The organism is Paraburkholderia acidiphila, assembly GCF_009789655.1.
GTDB lineage: Bacteria > Pseudomonadota > Gammaproteobacteria > Burkholderiales > Burkholderiaceae > Paraburkholderia > Paraburkholderia acidiphila.
In genome coordinates this window covers 195,692-213,054 of the sequence record NZ_CP046909.1, presented here as the reverse complement: position 1 = coordinate 213,054, position 17,363 = coordinate 195,692, and the positions used below count along the sequence as shown (strand labels likewise).

16 protein-coding genes are annotated in these 17,363 nt (G+C 66.5%); 10 read left to right on the top strand and 6 right to left on the bottom strand.

What is annotated here, in order from left to right; translation table 11 throughout:
• Positions 1-19 precede the first annotated feature (19 nt).
• Together FAZ97_RS00970 and FAZ97_RS00965 are read left to right on the top strand one after the other, a co-directional pair.
• Positions 20-1,660 carry an ABC transporter substrate-binding protein gene (locus FAZ97_RS00970; RefSeq protein ID WP_158756774.1) on the top strand — a complete coding sequence of 547 codons (1,641 nt, stop codon included), beginning with the start codon at positions 20-22 and terminating at the stop codon, positions 1,658-1,660.
• 256 nt (positions 1,661-1,916) lie between these two features.
• On the top strand, positions 1,917-2,222 hold the full coding sequence (locus tag FAZ97_RS00965; RefSeq protein ID WP_158756773.1) for a hypothetical protein: 306 nt from the start codon (positions 1,917-1,919) through the stop codon (positions 2,220-2,222).
• 76 nt (positions 2,223-2,298) lie between these two features.
• Here FAZ97_RS00965 and FAZ97_RS00960 read toward each other — a convergent pair whose 3' ends face one another.
• The 3 genes from FAZ97_RS00960 to FAZ97_RS00950 all read right to left on the bottom strand — a co-directional run bounded on the left by FAZ97_RS00960 (position 2,299) and on the right by FAZ97_RS00950 (position 7,121).
• A complete protein-coding gene (locus FAZ97_RS00960) occupies positions 2,299-3,309 on the bottom strand; it encodes a sulfate ABC transporter substrate-binding protein (RefSeq protein ID WP_158756772.1) in 1,011 nt (336 codons plus the stop codon).
• Positions 3,310-3,463: 154 nt separating this feature from the next.
• A complete protein-coding gene (fabI, locus tag FAZ97_RS00955) occupies positions 3,464-4,243 on the bottom strand; it encodes an enoyl-ACP reductase FabI (RefSeq protein WP_158756771.1) in 780 nt (259 codons plus the stop codon).
• Between the two features lie 139 nt (positions 4,244-4,382).
• On the bottom strand, positions 4,383-7,121 hold the full coding sequence (locus FAZ97_RS00950) for a DUF3141 domain-containing protein (RefSeq protein WP_325073219.1): 2,739 nt from the start codon (positions 7,119-7,121) through the stop codon (positions 4,383-4,385).
• Between the two features lie 489 nt (positions 7,122-7,610).
• Between FAZ97_RS00950 and FAZ97_RS00945 the strand changes: the two genes are divergently transcribed.
• Both FAZ97_RS00945 and FAZ97_RS00940 read left to right on the top strand, forming a co-directional pair.
• On the top strand, positions 7,611-8,552 hold the full coding sequence (locus FAZ97_RS00945; protein WP_233271602.1) for a bifunctional enoyl-CoA hydratase/phosphate acetyltransferase: 942 nt from the start codon (positions 7,611-7,613) through the stop codon (positions 8,550-8,552).
• Positions 8,549-9,805 (top strand): acetate/propionate family kinase, encoded by a 1,257-nt coding sequence (locus tag FAZ97_RS00940; RefSeq protein ID WP_158756769.1) that lies wholly within the window; start codon positions 8,549-8,551, stop codon positions 9,803-9,805. The genes FAZ97_RS00945 and FAZ97_RS00940 overlap by 4 nt, the downstream gene beginning before the upstream one ends.
• Positions 9,806-9,844: 39 nt before the next feature.
• Here the strand turns inward: FAZ97_RS00940 and FAZ97_RS00935 are convergent, their stop codons facing one another.
• On the bottom strand, positions 9,845-10,456 hold the full coding sequence (locus tag FAZ97_RS00935; protein WP_158756768.1) for an RBBP9/YdeN family alpha/beta hydrolase: 612 nt from the start codon (positions 10,454-10,456) through the stop codon (positions 9,845-9,847).
• 233 nt (positions 10,457-10,689) lie between these two features.
• Here FAZ97_RS00935 and FAZ97_RS00930 point away from each other — a divergent pair, with 233 nt between their 5' ends.
• The 6 genes from FAZ97_RS00930 to FAZ97_RS00905 are packed head-to-tail and all read left to right on the top strand — an operon-like array spanning position 10,690 to position 14,789.
• Positions 10,690-11,637: a 2-hydroxyacid dehydrogenase gene (locus tag FAZ97_RS00930; RefSeq protein ID WP_158756767.1), complete on the top strand. Its 948-nt coding sequence runs from the start codon at positions 10,690-10,692 to the stop codon at positions 11,635-11,637.
• Between the two features lie 48 nt (positions 11,638-11,685).
• Positions 11,686-12,609, top strand: coding sequence for a hydroxymethylglutaryl-CoA lyase (locus tag FAZ97_RS00925; RefSeq protein ID WP_158756766.1), 924 nt, complete (start codon positions 11,686-11,688; stop codon positions 12,607-12,609).
• Between the two features lie 47 nt (positions 12,610-12,656).
• Complete coding sequence (locus FAZ97_RS00920; protein WP_158756765.1) at positions 12,657-13,163, top strand: YbaK/EbsC family protein; 507 nt, start codon at positions 12,657-12,659, stop codon at positions 13,161-13,163.
• A gap of 2 nt (positions 13,164-13,165) precedes the next feature.
• Entirely contained in the window at positions 13,166-13,414 is a 249-nt protein-coding gene (locus tag FAZ97_RS00915; RefSeq protein WP_158756764.1) for a DUF1289 domain-containing protein, read from the top strand.
• Positions 13,411-13,860: a MaoC family dehydratase gene (locus tag FAZ97_RS00910; RefSeq protein ID WP_158756763.1), complete on the top strand. Its 450-nt coding sequence runs from the start codon at positions 13,411-13,413 to the stop codon at positions 13,858-13,860. The genes FAZ97_RS00915 and FAZ97_RS00910 overlap by 4 nt, the downstream gene beginning before the upstream one ends.
• Positions 13,857-14,789, top strand: coding sequence for an MBL fold metallo-hydrolase (locus FAZ97_RS00905; protein WP_158756762.1), 933 nt, complete (start codon positions 13,857-13,859; stop codon positions 14,787-14,789). Before FAZ97_RS00910 ends, FAZ97_RS00905 begins: the two co-directional genes overlap by 4 nt.
• A gap of 201 nt (positions 14,790-14,990) precedes the next feature.
• Here FAZ97_RS00905 and FAZ97_RS00900 read toward each other — a convergent pair whose 3' ends face one another.
• Together FAZ97_RS00900 and FAZ97_RS00895 are read right to left on the bottom strand one after the other, a co-directional pair.
• Positions 14,991-16,292: a DUF445 domain-containing protein gene (locus FAZ97_RS00900; protein WP_158756761.1), complete on the bottom strand. Its 1,302-nt coding sequence runs from the start codon at positions 16,290-16,292 to the stop codon at positions 14,991-14,993.
• 102 nt (positions 16,293-16,394) lie between these two features.
• On the bottom strand, positions 16,395-17,303 hold the full coding sequence (locus FAZ97_RS00895) for a DMT family transporter (protein WP_158756760.1): 909 nt from the start codon (positions 17,301-17,303) through the stop codon (positions 16,395-16,397).
• Between the last annotated feature and the right edge of the window lie 60 nt (positions 17,304-17,363).

Here is a 17,363-nt window from a genome sequence, read left to right as displayed (position 1 = left end):
GAAGAACCACGGAGATCCCATGCGCTTCACCTCGCCCACCGCGCGCGCCCTCGTGCCTGGATTCGTACCTGGACTCGTGCTCGCGACCTCGCTTGGCGCCGCTTGCGCGTTCGCGGCCACGCCCGCGTTCGCCAAACCGCTGACGGTCTGCACCGAGTCGAGCCCCGATGGCTTCGACGTCGTGCAGTTCAACTCGCTCGTCACGACCAACGCGTCCGCCGATGTCATCTTCAATGCGCTCGTGGCCTACGACGAAGCGCAAAAGAAGGTCGTGCCCTCGCTCGCGGACAAGTGGGAAGTGAGCGCCGACGGTCTGACCTACACGTTCCACCTGCGGCCCAACGTGGCGTTCCAGACGACCGAATGGTTCAAGCCCACGCGCACGCTCGACGCCGACGACGTGGTCTTCACGTTCGAGCGCATGCTCGACGCGAACAATCCGTGGCACAAGGTGGCAGGCGCGAGCGGCTTCCCGCACGCGCAGTCGATGGGCCTCGTGAAGCTCGTGAAGTCGGTCACGAAGGTCGACGCGAACACGGTGAAGTTCGAACTCAACGAGCCGAACGCCACGTTCCTCTCGATCCTCACGATGGGCTTCGCGTCGATCTATTCGTCCGAGTACGCCGACCAGTTGCTCAAGGCCGGCAAGCAGGTCGACCTCAATGCGAAGCCGGTGGGCACCGGCCCGTTCGCGCTCAAGAGCTACACGAAGGACGCGCTGATCCGCTACGACGTGAACCCGACGTACTGGGGGCCGAAACCGAAGGTGGACCGCCTGATCTACGCCATCACGCCCGACGCCGCCGTACGCGCGCAGAAGGTGAAGGCCGGCGAATGCCAGATCGCGCTCTCGCCCAAGCCCCAGGACGTGGCGACGGCGAAGCAGGACAGCGCGCTCAAGGTGGTGGAAACGCCCGCGTTCATGACAGCGTTTGTCGCGCTCAACACGCAGAAGAAGCCGCTCGACAACCAGAAGGTGCGCCAGGCACTGAACATGGCGTTCGACCGCACCACCTACCTGAAGGCGATTTTCGACAACACGGCCACGCCCGCGACGAACCCCTGGCCGCCCATCACCTGGGGCTACGACAAGTCGATCCAGCCGTACCCGTATGACCCGGCGAAGGCGAAGCAACTGCTCGCCGACGCGGGTTACGCCAACGGCTTCTCGACGACGATCTGGGTGCGTCCGAACGGCAGCGTGCTGAACCCGAACCCGCGCGCGGGCGCCGAGCTGCTGCAGGCCGATTTCGCGAAGATCGGCGTGAAGGCGGAGATCAAGGTGATCGAGTGGGGCGAGCTGATCAAGCAAGCGAAGCAGGGCCAGCACGACACGCTCTTCATGGGCTGGGCCGGCGACAACGGCGACCCCGACAACTATCTCTCGCCGCTCTTTAGCTGCAATGCGGTGCAGTCGGGCATCAACTTCGCGCGCTTTTGCGATCCGCAGCTCGACAAGCTGATCGCCGACGGCAAGGCGACCGCCGATCAGGCCAAGCGCGTGAAGCTCTACGAAGCCGCGCAGCAGATCATCCACGACCAGGCGCTGTGGATTCCGCTCGGCTACCCGACCGCCGCCGCCATCACGCGTACGAACGTAAGCGGCTATCAGGTGAGCCCGTTCGGCCGCCAGAACTTCGCGAGCGTCGCGGTGCAGTAATACCGGGGAGCACTCCAGCAGCGCAAGCCGGGCGTTCGCGCCCGGCTTGCCGTTTACAGACCTGCCTCGACGATCACGAATTGAAACACCGCCGCATGCGCGAAATATGCGAAAGCCCCGCCACAGGCGGCCGCGCGACCTTTCCGCCCATTACCGCCCGTAAAATTCGCGCGCAGTTTGTTGCAGTTTGGTAACTCAAGCGGGTGAGCGCCCGGCTACATTGAAGCCATCGAATCTTCAACCGAAGGGGCTCAAAATGAAAACCAAACTCTTTGCCGCGCTGGGTGCTGGTGCACTTGTCCTGGCCGCCTCGCAAACCGCGATGGCCGGTGTGGTAGTCGGCCTGAACGTCGGCGTGCCCGCTCCGGTTTATGTTGCGCCCGCGCCCGTGTATGTCGCGCCACAGCCCGTTTATGTCGCGCCGCGTCCGGTCTACGTCGCGCCGCCCGTGCGCGTGGCCTACGCGCCGGCCGTCGTGATCGGCTGGCACGGCGACCGCTACTGGGACGGCCATCGCTGGTATGGCCGCCGCGAATGGAATGGTCATCGCGGCTGGTACTAAGCCGATCTAGTCGCACAAACGAAAACGCCTCGCAGACGATTTGCGAGGCGTTTTTTCTTGCGCGGCTAGACGCGTGTTACTTGCGATCCGCGACGATCTGATCGAACGTGCCGCCATCGGCGAAATGCGTGGCCTGCGCGTTCTGCCAGCTGCCGAACACCTGCTCGACCGTGAAGGTCTTGATCGGCTTGAACTCGTTTGCGTGCTTCGCGAGCACGGCGGCATCGCGCGGACGCAGATGGTGCTGCGCGATGATCTCCTGCGCGGCGGGCGTATACAGAAAGTCGAGATACGCCTGCGCCGTCTTGCGCGTGCCGCGCTTGTCCACGACCTTGTCGACGATCGTGACCGGCGGCTCCGCCAGCAAACTCACCGAGGGATAAACTGCTTCGAAGTCCTTCGCACCCACGCCCGTGTCGATGAGCGCCACTTCGTTTTCGAAGGTCACGAGCACGTCGCCGATGTCGCGTTGCGTGAACGTCGTCGTCGCGCCCCGGCCGCCCGCGTCGAGCACGGGTACGTTCTTCAGCAGCGCGCGCTCGAAGTCGAGCGCCTGCGCGTCGCTCGCGCCCTGCTGCTTGCGGTAGCCCCATGCGGCCAGATACGCATAGCGGCCATTGCCCGAGGTCTTCGGGTTGGCGATCACGACCTGCACGCCCGGCTTCGCGAGATCGTCCCAGTCCTTGATGTGTTTGGGATTGCCCTTGCGCACGAGGAACACCATCGTCGTCGTATAGGGCGCGCTCGCGTTGGGCAGGCGCGTGCGCCAGTTGGCGGGCACGAGATGCCCCTGCTGTGCGAGCAGGTCGATGTCGTTGGGCTGATTCATCGTCACGACGTCGGCTTGCAGGCCTTGCAGCACCGAGAGCGCCTGCGCGCTCGAAGCGCCGTGCGACTGCTTGATCGACAGGGTTTCGCCGGTCTTCTTCTGATAGTCGGCGATGAAGCTCGCGTTGATGTCCTTGTACAGCTCGCGCGTCACGTCGTACGAGACGTTCAGCAGCGACGTTTCGGCGTGCGCCGCCGCCGCGCTCAATGCGATGATGCCCGCGCCGAGCCAGCGCGCCGTGCGTCCCAAACCTGCCATGGTGATCCCCGTCTGTCGTTGAAAGGCGTTTCGGCCTGCCTGCATGATTTTCGTAAGCAGGCCGAACGCTCGATTCTAGCGAGCCGGGGCGCACCGCTTATACCGATGCGAGCTTTGCTATTCGGCATTCGTGCTAAGCGCGCGGAGCGTACTTTCACGCCATGATGTGCGCGCCGCCGTCGATGTACACGGTGTTGCCGCTCATGCGGCGCGCGTAGCGCGTAGCCAGATACGCGGTTGCGTAACCCACGTCCATGATGTCGACGAGTTCGCCAAGCGGTGCGCGGTCCACGGCCTCCGCGAGCATGCGGTCGAAGTCGGGCAGGCCCGAGGCGGCGCGCGTTTTGAGCGGCCCAGGCGAGATGGCGTGCACGCGAATGCCGAGCGGCCCAAGCTCGTACGCGAGATAACGGCACGACGCTTCGAGCGCCGCCTTCACGGGACCCATGAGGTTGTAGTTGGGCACGACGCGGTTCGCGCCGTCGTAGCTCATGGCGAACAGCGTGCCGCCGTGCGGCATGAGTGGAGCGGCGCGCTTCGCCATGCGGATGAACGAGTGGCACGACACGTCCATCGCATAGGCGAAGCCCTTTGCCGACGAATCGAGCAGGCCGCCCTGCAGATCTTCCTTCGGCGCATAGGCGATGGAGTGCAGCACGATATCGAGCGCACCCCACGTCTCGCGCACGGCATCGAACACGGCGTCCAGTTGGCCGTCTTCCTCGACGTTCAGCGGCAGCAGCAATTGCGCGCCCAGTTCGCTCGCGAGCGGTTCGACGTAGGGCTTGGCCTTGTCGTTGAGATAAGTGATGGCGAGTTGCGCGCCGAGATCGGCGAACGCGCGGGCGCAGCCGTAAGCGATCGAATCGGCGTTCGCGATGCCGGTGACGAGCGCGCGCATGCCGGCAAGCGGCCGTTCGGGAGGGGTATGCATGGCTGACCTCGCAGTGGATGACGGCCCCTGATGGCCGCGAATGCAGTTGCCGATGTGTCGACATCAAAACGACGCGCCGCATCGGCAGGGATGCGGCGCGTCGAGTGTGACACGGGAATCGACTTCGCTTTGCGCTTCCTTACTCGCCCGCGCTGCGCGTCGCGCGGCGGCGCGTGGCTGTCGTGCCCGCGGCGCGCGTGGCCGTGGGCGTGGACGCCGCACGCGAGCGGCGCGCCGCCGTTTTGGCGGCAGCCGGCGCCTTCTTCGCTTCGGCCGGCTCCGCTGCCTTCACCTTCACGCCGGCGCGCGCCGCACGAATGTGCTTCGTCGGAGCGACGGCGCTTTCGCTCGCTGCGGCCGCCTTCGCGCGGGTGGCCTTCGCGGAAACCGCCGATGCTTCAGGTTCCTCGGCTTGCGCGGCGGCAGCCGATGCCTTGACGCCCGGCTCCAGACTGCCGTCACCCGCCGCACCGCCATCAGCGCCGGAAACACCGCCGCCATCCGACGACGACCCGCCGTCATCGAGCGGCGGCAGGCCCGACTTCTCGCTGCCCGGCTCGACGCCCAACGCGCGCTGCACATCGCGATAGCGCTCGCGCCGCTCGCCTTCGAGCGGCCCGGACACAGTCGCGATGCGGTACACGGCCGCGAGCAGCGCCCGGCGCGTTTTCATTTCGGGCACGAGTTCGGGCAATGCCTCGATCGCCGCCTGCGGGTCGAGCTGCACGATCGCGCCCTGGCGGCGCGCCGCTTCCTTCAGCTCGGCAATGCTCGGCTGACGATCGCCGAGATACTCGCGTGCAAGCTCACGCATGCGCTGGAACGGCCGGTACTGCACGGTATGCATTTCGTCGACGATGTACGCGGCAATGCGCATGAACGCGTCGACGAGCGTGCCCTTCGTGAGATGCGCGCGCGCCGCGCGCAAGCGGTACTGCGCGAGCTCCTTGCGCAGCGCCATGAGTGGCGGCGCAATCGGCTCGAGCGGCTGGTTCGGCGTGACACCCACCCAGGCCTGCACCCACGGCGCGGTGTAGACGTTGTAGAAGGTGCTTTCGATCCAGGCGTCGCGCGCGTCGCGGTACGCGTCCAGCGACGCCTCGATCGTGGCCGAAGTCTGCTTTTCAAGCAGCGTGAACGGATTATCGGGCGCGGCCGGCTTGCGATGCTCTCGCACCGCTTCCGCTACGGCCGGCAGCACGCCGAGCGCGGGGTTCGCGTCGCTGATCACGCTGCGCTCCACGCGCGACGGGTGCGACTCGCGCAGCGCATGCGCGCTGTACGCATTGGTCGACGCGCGCACGAACGGCGAAACGAACAGGTCATAGAGACGCTGGTTGTTCTCCGCAAAACGGCGCACGACCTCGAAGGGCTGCTCGTCGTCGCGGCCGTCGTCGAGCGCGAGAATGTCTTCGATGGTTCGACGCTCGAAGCGGATCTCGTAGCGCCCTTCGAGCGCTTCGAGGCGCCCGGCTTCCGGCGTCGAGTCGGTGATCTTCGCTTCGTAGAGGCCCGGCGGCAGCACGTCGATCAGATCGAGCGCCGAGAATAGTTCGGTGTGCTCCTTATTGGCCACGCTCGCCGAAACGAAAATGCCGAGGTGCCCCACCTTGTCGTGCAGGCAGTACACGATCACCTGCTCGTTGGCGACGATCTCGTCGACGCTCGCGTACAGGTCGGGAATCCAGTTGAGCGCCTGCTGCGGCGGCGTGATGTTGTCGCCCCAGGAGGCGAGCACGATGATCGGCGTGCGGATGTTGCGCAGGTCCACCGGCGAGCGCGCGTTCTTCGCGAACACCTCGTTGCGCGTGAGGTGATTGCCGACGAACAGGTTCTGCACGATCCAGTCGATCTCGGCGCGGTTCAGCTGGAAATGGCCGCCCCACCAGCGCTCGAATTCGAGGAAGCGCTCGCGCTCGGAATCGACCTTCGAATAGAGGTTGTAGAGCTTGCCCCAGTATGTGTTGGCCGGATTCAGGTATTCGAAGTTCTGCACGAGATACGCGCCGTCGAAGCGGCCGTCACCGAGGTCCGCGGCGAGCGAGGACATCCACGAGCCGCCCAGCATGCCGCCCGAATAGCGCATGGGGTTCTTGCCGCGCACGCCGGCCCAGTACGACAGCGGCGAGCCCGCGAGCATCAGCGGGCCGACCAGCGCGGGCGCGGAAGCCGCGAGCAGCGCCGCGGCCCAGCCGCCCTGGCAGTTGCCGATGATGAACGGCAGGCCGTCCGCGTCGGGATGCAGCTCGCGCACGCGTTGCACGAATACGCCTTCGGCCTGCGCGACCGACTGGATCGTCTGCGTTTCGCAGGGCACCGGGAAGAAGGTCACGAAGTAGCACGGGTGACCCTTGCGCAGCGCGATGCCGACTTCACTGTCCATCTTGAACCCGGCAATACCCGGGCCGTGGCCCGCACGCGGATCGATCACGACGAACGGGCGCATGCGCGGATCGGTCGGCACGCCCTCTTCGGGCTTGATGCGCAGGAGTGCGTAGTTGCAGGGATCGGCGAGTTCACGGCCATCGACGATCACTTCGTAGTCGAACGCGAGTACGGGCGGCATGCCCGCCTGCTCGTGCACATAGGTCTGGTTGCCGCGCTCGCGCAGCACGTCGAGGAACAAGATGCTGCGCTGCCAGGCGTCGTAGAGGTAATCGTAGAGCGGTTGCGCGGGCACAGGCGCGGTTTGCGCCGATTCGATCGCCTGGGTGACAGCCGAAGAGACAGCCGATGCGGCTTGGGTCAGCGGCGTCTGGGGCGATGACTCCTCGTCGGACGCGCCCGCGAGGGGCCAGAAAGACGCAAAGGGCCAGAAAGACGCGCCCGGTGCGAACGTGGGCAAAAACGAAAACGGCGAGGAGGTGGAAACTGCCACGAGACGAATCTCCTTTAAGGGAGCGCCTGCTCGCCTCGCGGCAAACAAGCGCCAGGCCGGCGCGGGCCGTGGATGCACGCCTTCAGGACGAATGGCGCGCTGGACCTGGCCGCTATTCGCGCCGCCCTCGCGAGGACGGCATTGCGGATAACGGGCCGGCAAAAGATATTCACGGCCGCGTGCGCGTTGCTTGCGCCTCGCGGCCGCGACATGAAAAGAGCCAGATCATGCTGCACTGCGGCATCTAAAAAGTTAGGCGGCGACATGCCGAAAGTCAAGGCACACCACGGCCCCAAGTGCCTGCTCCATGATCACCTCACGCTGTGAACGAAGCGTGACAGGCGTGCCGGCCAACCCTTCGTGTGGCGTGTCACGATGTCGCGGCAAACTGGCGCGCACCTTTGCGACTGCCTCGTTCACGCTGGTCTACACTGTTACGGCTTTGCGCGCCGCAGCATGGTTCGAATGCAGGCCCTCGTGGAGACCGCCATGACGTCATCGCCCGACAAGTATTCGGTTCTGCTCGCCCGTTGCGGCGGCCTCGCGCCGGTGCCCACCGCCGTGGCGCATCCGTGCGACGTGTCCTCGCTCACCGGCGCGATCGACGCCGCGAACCTCGGCCTGATCGTGCCGATCCTGGTTGGCCCCGAAGCGAAAATCCACGCCGTAGCCGAGGAAGCCGACCTGCGCCTCGACGGCGTCACCATCATCGACGCGCCGCACAGCCACGCCTCCGCCGAACTCGCGGTGCGCGCCGTGCGCGAAGGCGAGGCCGAACTGCTCATGAAGGGCAGCCTGCACAGCGACGAGCTGCTGCACGAAGTCGCGCTCGGCGCGAACGGCCTGCGCACCGAGCGCCGCCTCTCGCACGTATTCGCGATGGACGTGCCGTCGTACCACAAGCCGATCTTCATCACGGACGCGGCCGTCAACATTTTCCCGAAGCTCGCCGACAAGGCCGATATCGTGCGCAACGCGATCGACCTCGTGCAGGCGCTGGGCGTGGGCACGCCCAAGGTCGCCATTCTCGGCGCGGTGGAAACCGTGTCCGAAAAGATGCCCTCCACCATCGACGCCGCCGCGCTCTGCAAGATGGCCGACCGCGGCCAGATCACGGGCGGCCTGCTCGACGGGCCGCTTGCCTTCGACAACGCGATCAGCGCCGAAGCCGCGCGCATCAAGGGCATCACCTCGCCCGTGGCCGGCGACCCCGACATCCTGCTCGTGCCCGACCTCGAAGCGGGCAACATGCTTGCCAAGCAGCTCACCTTCCTCGCCGGCGCGGAAGCGGCCGGCATCGTCCTCGGCGCGCGCGTGCCGATCATCCTCACGAGCCGCGCCGACAGCGTGCGCTCGCGCATCGGCAGCTGCGCGATCGCCGTGCTGCTCGCGCACGCGCGGCGCTCGCGCAAAGCAACGGAGATCCTGTGAGCAGCGTCCAAGCCCAGCCGGCCGATCAAGGCCATGTCGTGCTCGTCGTGAATGCGGGTTCGTCGAGCATCAAGTGTTCGGTGTATCGCGTGATCGAAGACGACCACGTGGAAGGCGGTGCGCGCGCGCTGCATGGCGCGGGCGGACAGATCGAGGGTATCGGCGTCGCGCCGCGCGTGGTCGCGCATATGGCGGACGGACGCCTGATCGTCGACGAGAAGTTTCCCGTTGCCCAAGTCGCCGATCACGACGCCGCGTTTCGTCTCTTGCGTCTGGTGCTCGCCGTGGGTCTGCGCGACACGCCGCCCGCCGCGATCGGTCACCGGGTGGTGCACGGCGGCGCGCGTTATGCCGACGCCGTGCTCATCAACGACGAAGTGATTCAGGAACTGGACGCGCTCACGCCGCTCGCGCCGCTGCATCAGCCGCACAATCTCGCGGCGATTCGCGCGGTGCGTCAGGCCGCGCCCGAACTGCCGCAGGTCGCGTGCTTCGACACCGCGTTCCACGCGGGCAACGACATCATGGCGCAGCTGTTCGCGCTGCCGTACAGCTATTACGGCGAGGGCGTGCGGCGCTATGGCTTTCACGGCCTCTCGTACGAGTACATCGCCAAGCACCTGCATCAGGTCGCGCCCGACATTGCGCGCGGGCGCGTGATCGTCGCGCACCTGGGCAATGGCGCGAGCCTGTGCGCGATGAAGGACGGCAAGAGCGTGGAAACGACCATGGGCCTTACCGCGCTCGACGGCCTGCCCATGGGCACGCGCTGCGGCGCACTCGACGCGGGCGCCGTGCTCTGGATGATGGCGAAAGGCATGGATTACCACGCCATCGAGAAGGTGCTGTATCAGGAATCGGGCCTCAAGGGCCTCTCCGGACTGAGCAGCGACATGCGCGAACTGCTCGCAAGCGGCAGCGACCGGGCCAGGCTCGCCATCGACTTCTATACGTATCGCATCGCCCAGGAGGTGGGCAAGCTCGCGGTGGTGCTGGGCGGGCTCGACGGGCTCGTGTTCACGGCGGGCATCGGCGAGCATGCCGCGCCCATACGCGCGCAGGTGTGCGAACGGCTCGCGCCGGTTTTCGGCACCGTGCTCGACGCGCAAGCCAACGAGGTGGGCAGCAGCCAGGGCAATGAACGCGTGAGCACGCGCGACAGCCGCGTGCCGGTATTCGCGATCCGCACCGACGAAGAAGGGATGATCGCGCTCCATACGGCGCGCTTGTTGCGCTCGGCGCTCAAGCACTGAGCGCAAGGGACGCTGAGCCGCAGTTTGCTGCGGCTCGGCTCAGGCGTACGCCGGACCGCTCTGGTCGAACGCCTCGTCGCGCAGCCTGCCCGGCGCTGCGCCGTGGATCAGCGTATCGACGAAATACTTGGCGCGCGGCCACGGGCCGAAGCCTGCCGCCGTGTTGATGTGACCCGCATCGCCGAGATTCACGAACGTGCTGCCCAACTGCTGCGCAAGCGCGCGGGCGCCTTCGAGCGGCATCCACGGGTCGGTCTCGCTGCCGATCAGGATGGACGGCACGGGAAGCTGCCGAGCCTCGAATGCGCCGGCAAAGCGGAACTTCTCGGGACTCGCGGGCGCGACGAACAGCACGCCCGCAATGTCGGCGCCGTTTTCCCCCAGCACACCCGCATGCAGCGCATGCGCCGCCACAAGACAGCCGAAGCTGTGCGCGGCCAGCAGGAACGGCCCGCGCTCCCCGGCCAGCCGCCGCGCGAGCGCCGCGCCCCAAACCGCGAGATCGGGCGCGTCCCAGTCGTCCTGCTCCGCGCGCAGCGAGCGCGCGAACTGCCGTTCGAGCCAGCTCTGCCAGTGAGCGCCGTCGCTGCCGTGCAGGCCCGGCACGGTAACGAGGCGGGGCGGCCAACGCATTTGCGCGCACGAAAGCATGATTTTTTCCTCGCTGGAACACGGCGTGAATCGATTGTGGCCTGCAAGCCGCGCGCGCCGAACCAATTTTTTCTCCTTAGCTTTTCCACGTCCTCGCTGCGGCCCGGCGTGGGCCACTGCACCGCGATTTGCCCGGCGGCCGCAAGCCTGAAAAAGTAGAATGGTGCCAGTGCACGCGGCGCTATCCCGCCGCTGGCAGCCACACCCGCATACCAGGGACAGGTTCACCCATCATGAAGATCATTTTCTGGTTCCCGCAGACTGACGCCTCCACGTGGCTGCACGGCCTCGCGCGCGCCCTGCCCGACGCCGAGCTGCGTGAATGGCAGCCCGGCGACACCGATCCCGCCGATTACGCGGTCGTCTGGCATCCGCCGCGCGAGCTGTTCGGCGTGCCGGGCCTGCGCGCCATCTTCAATCTGGGCGCGGGCGTCGACGCGATCCTCGCCCACGAGCGCGAGCGGCCGGGCACGCTGCCCGGCACCGCCATGCTCGTGCGGCTAGAAGACTCGGGCATGGGCCGGCAAATGAGCGAATACGTGCAGCACGCCGTGCTGCGCTACCTGCGCCGCTTCGACGAATACGCGCTCGCTCAGGCGCGCCGCGAATGGCACGTGCTGGCGCCGCATCCGCACGAGACCTTCACGGTGGGCGTGCTCGGCCTTGGCGTGCTGGGCGCGCAAGTCGCACACGCGGTCGCTTCGCTCGGCGTGCCGGTACGCGGCTTTTCGCGCAGCACGAAGACAATCGAGGGCATCGAAACGTTCTCGGGCGAACTGCATGGCGAGCAGTTCGACGCCTTCCTCGACGGCGTCAAGGTGCTCGTGAACCTGCTGCCCGCCACGCCCGACACCGAAAGCGTGCTCAACGCGCGCACCTTCGGCAAGCTCTCGCGCGGCGCGTATCTCGTGAACGTCGCGCGTGGCACGCACCTGGACGAACAGGACCTGCTCGACGCGCTCGCGAACGGCACGCTTGCGGCGGCCACGCTCGACGTGTTCCGCGAAGAGCCGCTGCCGTCCGATCACCTCTTCTGGGGCGAGCCGCGCATCACGATCACGCCGCACAGTTCGGCGCTCACGTTGCGCGACGAAGCGATCTCGCAGGTCGCCGACAAGATCGGCGCGCTCGCTCGCGGCGAAACCGTGAGCGGCGTGGTGCATGTCGGGCGCGGTTACTGAACACTGCAACATCGCGAAGCATTTCAAATATTCGTTGGAGACACGGCAATGGCATTACCCACCGCAGTGAAAATCGTCGAAGTCGGGCCGCGCGACGGCCTGCAAAACGAGAAGGAATTCGTTGCCACCGCAACGAAGATCGAACTCATCAACCGGCTGTCGGCAGCAGGCTTTCCGAACATCGAAGCCGCCTCGTTCGTCTCGCCCAAATGGGTCCCGCAAATGGCCGACGGCGCCGAAGTCATGGCCGGCATCGAGCGCCGCGCGGGCGCGATCTACTCGGTCCTCACGCCGAATTTGCGCGGCTTCGAAGGCGCACTCGCCGCGCGTGCGGACGAAATCGTGATCTTCGGCGCCGCGAGCGAAGCGTTCTCGCAGAAGAACATCAACTGCTCGATTGCGGAAAGCATCGAGCGCTTCGCGCCCGTGGCGCAAGCCGCGAAGGAGCACGGCGTGCGCATTCGCGGCAGCGTGTCGTGCTCGCTCGGCTGCCCGTATCAGGGCGAAGTGCCGGTCGCTTCGGTAGTCGATGTGGTGGAGCGTTTCGCCGCGCTCGGCTGCGACGAGATCGACATTGCCGACACCATCGGTGTGGGCACGGCCAAGCGCGTGCACGAAGTGTTCGAAGCGGTCACGAAGGTGTTTCCGCGCGAGCGGCTCTCCGGTCACTTCCACGACACCTACGGCCAGGCGCTCGCCAACATTTACGCGGCGCTCGAGGAAGGCATCGCCATTTTCCACGCCTCGGTGGCGGGTCTTGGCGGCTGCCCGTATGCGAAGGGCGCTACGGGCAACGTCGCGACCGAAGACGTGCTGTACCTCATGAACGGCCTCGGCATTCACACCGGCATCGACCTGAACCAGGTGGTGGCGGCGGGCGACTTCATCTCGAACGCCATCGGCCGGGCGAACGTCTCGCGCGCGGGCAAGGCGTTGCTCGCGAAAGCGCGCAGCGAAGCCGCCTGCTCGTGAAGCGCGACGCATCGACTATCGAATCGCAGTACGAAGGAACTCAACTCATGACGGAAACCCTCGACAACCTCGACGCCCTGCCCGACTCCGCGCGCCGCGTGGCCATGATGCTGCGCGAGCGCGGTCACGCCAAGCCGGTCGTGATGCTGCCCGAAACCGGCAAGACTTCCGCCGAAGCCGCCGCGGGCCTGGGCTGCGAAGTCGCGCAGATCGCCAAGTCGATCCTGTTCCGCCGCCGCGAAGACGACGCGCCCGTGCTCGTGATCGCGAGCGGCGCGAACCGCGTGGACGAAAAGAAAGTGGCTGCGCACGTGGGTGAAATCGGCCGCGCCGACGCGAAGTTCGTGCGCGAGAAGACCGGCTACGCCATTGGCGGCGTGTGCCCGATCGGCCATGCCACGACGCCCGTCACGCTGATCGACGCCGATCTGTTCGAACTCGAAAGCCTGTGGGCCGCGGCGGGCCATCCGCATGCGGTGTTCAACCTCTCGCCACAGGAACTGGAAGCGCTGACCGGCGCGCCCGTGGTGGACGTCGCGCTGCGCGACGCGTGAGCATGAGCGCGATCCACGAAAGCCTGGACAACGTAGTGCCGCCGCCCTCGCCTTGCATCAACATCTGCCGCATGGATGAGCGCAGCGGCTTGTGCGAGGGCTGTCTGCGCACGATCGACGAAATCGCCAGCTGGTCCACGCTCGACGATGCGGCAAAGCGCGCCGTCTGGAACGCGATCGATACGCGGCACGCCGAATGGGTCGCGAAGCGCTTCGAATCGCAAGCGCGAACGCAAGGAGAAAAACCATGAACGCGCCCGCCCGCGTCGTCACGCCCGGCGAGACGTTCCGCTCGACGCTTCAGCTCACGCCCGAATCGGTGAAATCGTTCGGATTGCTCGTGAATGACCTGAACCCGTTGCATCACGACGAGGCGTACGCCGCGCAAAGCCGCTTTGGCGGGCTAATCGCTTCGGGGACGCAACCCACCGCGCATTTCATGGCGCTGCTCGCCACGCACTACTCGAAGTACGCGCAGCCGCTCGGGCTCGAGTTCGACATGAAGCTCAAGCGCGCCGCCCACGCGCACGACACGATCACGTTCGAATGGCGTGTGGAAGAAGCGTGGTGGAAGCCGAGCCTGAATGGCGATCTCGTGAAGCTCGCTGGCGAGGCCGTGAACCAGAAAGGCGAACTGCTCGTAGTGGGCCACGCGACGATTCTCGTCATGCCGAAACCCGAGCACGCACCGGCATGAGTGCCGCGCCCGCGCTGCCTGAATCGATCCGCGTTTTCGAGCGCGGCTGGCTCTCGTCGAACAACGTGCTGCTCGTCGACGAGGCGCGCGCCGCACTCGTCGATACCGGCTACGCCACGCACGCCGAGCAGACGCTCGCGCTCGTGCGCCACGCGCTGGGCCCGCGAGCGCTCGACCTGATCTTCAACACACACCTGCATTCGGACCATTGCGGCGGCAACGCGCGACTGCAGGCGCACTGGCCCTGCGCGACACTTATCCCGGAAGCGAGCGCGGCGATCGTGCGCGACTGGGACGAAGCGCGTTTAAGCTTTCTCGCCACCGGGCAGACCTGCGAGCGATTCGCGTTCACCGGCACGCTCGCGGCGGGCGAACGGCACACGCTAGGCGGCTTCGAATGGGAGGTGATCGGCGCGCCGGGGCACGATCCCGACTCGGTGATGCTCTACGCCGCCGAGCCGCGCCTGCTCATCAGCGCCGATGCGCTTTGGGAACACGGCTTCGGCGTGATATTTCCCGAGCTCGACGGCGCGAGCGGTTTCGCCGAGCAGCAAGCGGTGCTGGAAGCCATTGCGAAACTTGACGTGCGCACGGTCATTCCCGGCCACGGCAAGCCGTTCGCTAACGTCGAGGCGGCGCTGGAGCGCGCGTTCTCGCGCCTCGCGTGGCTGCGCGCCGACCCGGCGCGCAACGCGAAGAACGCGCTCAAGGTGCTGATCGTCTTCAAGCTGCTGGAAGTGCGCGCAATGCGCTTCGACTCGCTCCTGGCGATGCTCGAAAGCGCCGCATCCCTGCGCGCCGCGGCGCGGCAGCTCGCCCCGCGTAGCGCGTGGCCGGCGCTGCTGCGCGAAGTCGCTGGGGAGTTGGCGAAGAGCGGCGCGCTGATCGCGAACGGTGAACGACTCGAAGCCCCGGCGGCTGCGGTCTAGTCGAACTGCATAAAAAAGCGCGAAAAAAAACGCTCGTCCGTTTCCGAACGAGCGTTTGAATTAGCTCTGACGTGATCAAACTGTCGAGGCCATGATACTCGCGCCAAAAATCCCGAAGCATCGGTGATTTCCCTACAGATGACCTACGGCTGCGGCTCCGCGCGCCTCTGCATGGGCAATTAATCTGGAATGCGAATCAAATCAGTAGCCCAACTTCAACCGCACAAGCTCGAACAGATGCGAGCACAGATAGAGCCCCAAACCGATCGCGCCGCCGATCACCGTGCCGTTCACGCGAATTTCCTGCAGGTCCTTGCCTATTTTCAGCTCGATGAGCCGCGCCGTTTCGCGCGTGTCCCAGTTCTGTACCGTGTCGCGAATGTGATGCGTGAGGTAGCGCGCGAAGTCCGGCGCCATGGCGCGCGCGGCGTCTTCGAGGTGGCCGTTGAGCGAGGCGCGCAACTCGGCGTCGGCGGCGAGCGTCTCGCCTAGCCAGCGGCCCGTCGCGGCCACCTTGGCGTGCAGTTCGGAGTCCTCTCGCGTGAGATCGTCGCGCAGCCATGCGCGCAGGCTGTCCCACAGCGCGCGCGTGTACTCATTGAGCGCGCTGCCCTCGCGCAGGCTCGCCTTCAGCTCCTCGCCTTTGCGCAGAAAGGCCGGATCGCTCTTGAGCTGCACGATCAGCTTTTCCACCACTTCGTCGAACTTCCGGCGCAGATGATGCTCGCGATCCTCGCTCACCTGCAGCAGCAGCCGGTTCACCGCGCTCTCCAGCACCCGCGCGCCGCTCTCGCCAATCCACTCCGAAGGCAGAAACTTCTCGGTCTTCGGAAACTCGCCCTTGAGGCCGTCGACGATACGCGCTGCCACGAACGCGCGCGTGCCTTCATCGCGCAGCAGCGCGCCGAGCTGGTCGAGCATCTGGTCGAGCAGCTCCTGGTGGCGGCCGTCTTTGGTGAGCGTGTCGAGAATCGCGCCCGCCGACTTCGAGAGATCGACGCGCTCGAGCGCCGCATGCAGGCCCTCGCGGATGAAGTTCTGGATGCGCGCGTCGTCGGTGAGGCCGAGCACGCCCGACATCATGCGCACTGCGTAATCGCCGAGGCGCTGCGCGTTGTGCGGCGCGCTCAGCCACGCGCCGAGCCGCTCGACCGGATCGTGGCGGCGAATCAGACCGACGAGCGAACCTACATCGAGAAATTTGTCGCGCACGAAGTTGGCGAGTTCGTCGGCAATGCGGTCCTTGTTGCGCGGAATCACGCCCGTGCGCGCCGAAACAAACGGAATCGGCACACGGCGAAACAGCGCGACGACCGCGAACCAGTCGGCGAGCGCGCCGACCATGGCGGCTTCGCTCACGGCCTTCACGCCATCGATCACAACGCCGGGCGGCGACAGCGCCGTGACGACGAACACGGCCGCCGCACCGAGCAGCAACAGCAGCGCGCGGCGTTTGGCGCGCGCGAGTTCGGCTTCGTCCTGGTTGGCGGGAAGTGGCGTCATGCGGGGAAAAGGTCGCGGGTTCGAACCGCGCCATTATGCGGCCAGGGCGCCCCCTCCCAACATGACGCAGCGCAGGTGCGCGAGGCGCACCTCGGGCACTCGTTACGCCGAACGTGCGGTGCGCCGTTGCGGCACGATCCGCCAGCCGAGATTCACGCCCGCCGCTGCGACCAGGATCAGCGCGGCACCCACCACCTGGAGCCACGCGAGGCGCTGACCGAACGCGAACCAGTCGACGAGGATCGCGACCACGGGGTAGATGAACGAGAGTGCGCCCGTCATCGCCGTGGGCAGCTTCTGGATCGCGCCATAGAGCAGCACGTACATGATGCCCGTGTGCACGATGCCGAGCGTGACGAGCTGCGCCCAGTGCAGCGGCGTGGCCGGCAGCGTGCCGTAGTGGATGAACGGTGCGAGCGCGAGCGCGCCGAAGGCGAGTTGCACGAGCGCGATGAGGTGGGGCGGCGTGCCCTTCAGGTGCCGCGTGATGATCGACGAGATCGCATAGAGAAACGCCGCGCCCGCCGCGTAGGCCACGCCTTGCAGATACTCGCCGGGCACCGCGAGCACGGCGGGCTGCACCTCGACCACGCACACGAGGCCAACGAAGGCCACCGCAAGCCACGCGACAGTGGAGGCGCTCACGCGCTCGCGCAAAATGACCACGCCGAGGCCGACCAGCATGAAGGGCTGCGTGTTGTAGACGGCTGTGGCCATGGAGATCGACGCGCGCGAATAGGCGGCGAACAGCAGCACCCAGTTCGCGACGATGGCCGCGCCGCCGAGCACCGCGAGCGCAAGTGTGCGCGGCGGCAGGTGCTTGCGGCGCAACAAGCCGAGCGCGGCGCACACGAGCGTGAGCGTCGCGCCGCCCAGCACGCAGCGCAAAAAAGCGATGTTGATCGGGGCCTGCCGCGAGGCGACCACGAGCCAGCCGATGGTGCCGGACATCAGCATCGCGACAATCATCTCGGCCGCGCCGCGGCGAATTTCAGGAGTGGTGGAAGACATGGGCTTGCATCCTCTGTATGGCGGACGAAGGGCGCGCAACCCTTCGCATGTGCAAGCCAG

Coding starts and splice junctions, on each gene's coding strand:
- FAZ97_RS00910 (WP_158756763.1), top strand. CDS start 13,411: ATGAACGCGCCCGCCCGCGTCGTCACGCCCGGCGAGACGTTCCGCTCG.
- FAZ97_RS00920 (WP_158756765.1), top strand. CDS start 12,657: ATGACGGAAACCCTCGACAACCTCGACGCCCTGCCCGACTCCGCGCGC.
- FAZ97_RS00925 (WP_158756766.1), top strand. CDS start 11,686: ATGGCATTACCCACCGCAGTGAAAATCGTCGAAGTCGGGCCGCGCGAC.
- FAZ97_RS00965 (WP_158756773.1), top strand. CDS start 1,917: ATGAAAACCAAACTCTTTGCCGCGCTGGGTGCTGGTGCACTTGTCCTG.
- FAZ97_RS00905 (WP_158756762.1), top strand. CDS start 13,857: ATGAGTGCCGCGCCCGCGCTGCCTGAATCGATCCGCGTTTTCGAGCGC.
- FAZ97_RS00945 (WP_233271602.1), top strand. CDS start 7,611: ATGACGTCATCGCCCGACAAGTATTCGGTTCTGCTCGCCCGTTGCGGC.
- FAZ97_RS00900 (WP_158756761.1), bottom strand. CDS start 16,292: ATGACGCCACTTCCCGCCAACCAGGACGAAGCCGAACTCGCGCGCGCC.
- FAZ97_RS00960 (WP_158756772.1), bottom strand. CDS start 3,309: ATGGCAGGTTTGGGACGCACGGCGCGCTGGCTCGGCGCGGGCATCATC.
- fabI (WP_158756771.1), bottom strand. CDS start 4,243: ATGCATACCCCTCCCGAACGGCCGCTTGCCGGCATGCGCGCGCTCGTC.
- FAZ97_RS00915 (WP_158756764.1), top strand. CDS start 13,166: ATGAGCGCGATCCACGAAAGCCTGGACAACGTAGTGCCGCCGCCCTCG.
- FAZ97_RS00970 (WP_158756774.1), top strand. CDS start 20: ATGCGCTTCACCTCGCCCACCGCGCGCGCCCTCGTGCCTGGATTCGTA.
- FAZ97_RS00935 (WP_158756768.1), bottom strand. CDS start 10,456: ATGCTTTCGTGCGCGCAAATGCGTTGGCCGCCCCGCCTCGTTACCGTG.
- FAZ97_RS00895 (WP_158756760.1), bottom strand. CDS start 17,303: ATGTCTTCCACCACTCCTGAAATTCGCCGCGGCGCGGCCGAGATGATT.
- FAZ97_RS00930 (WP_158756767.1), top strand. CDS start 10,690: ATGAAGATCATTTTCTGGTTCCCGCAGACTGACGCCTCCACGTGGCTG.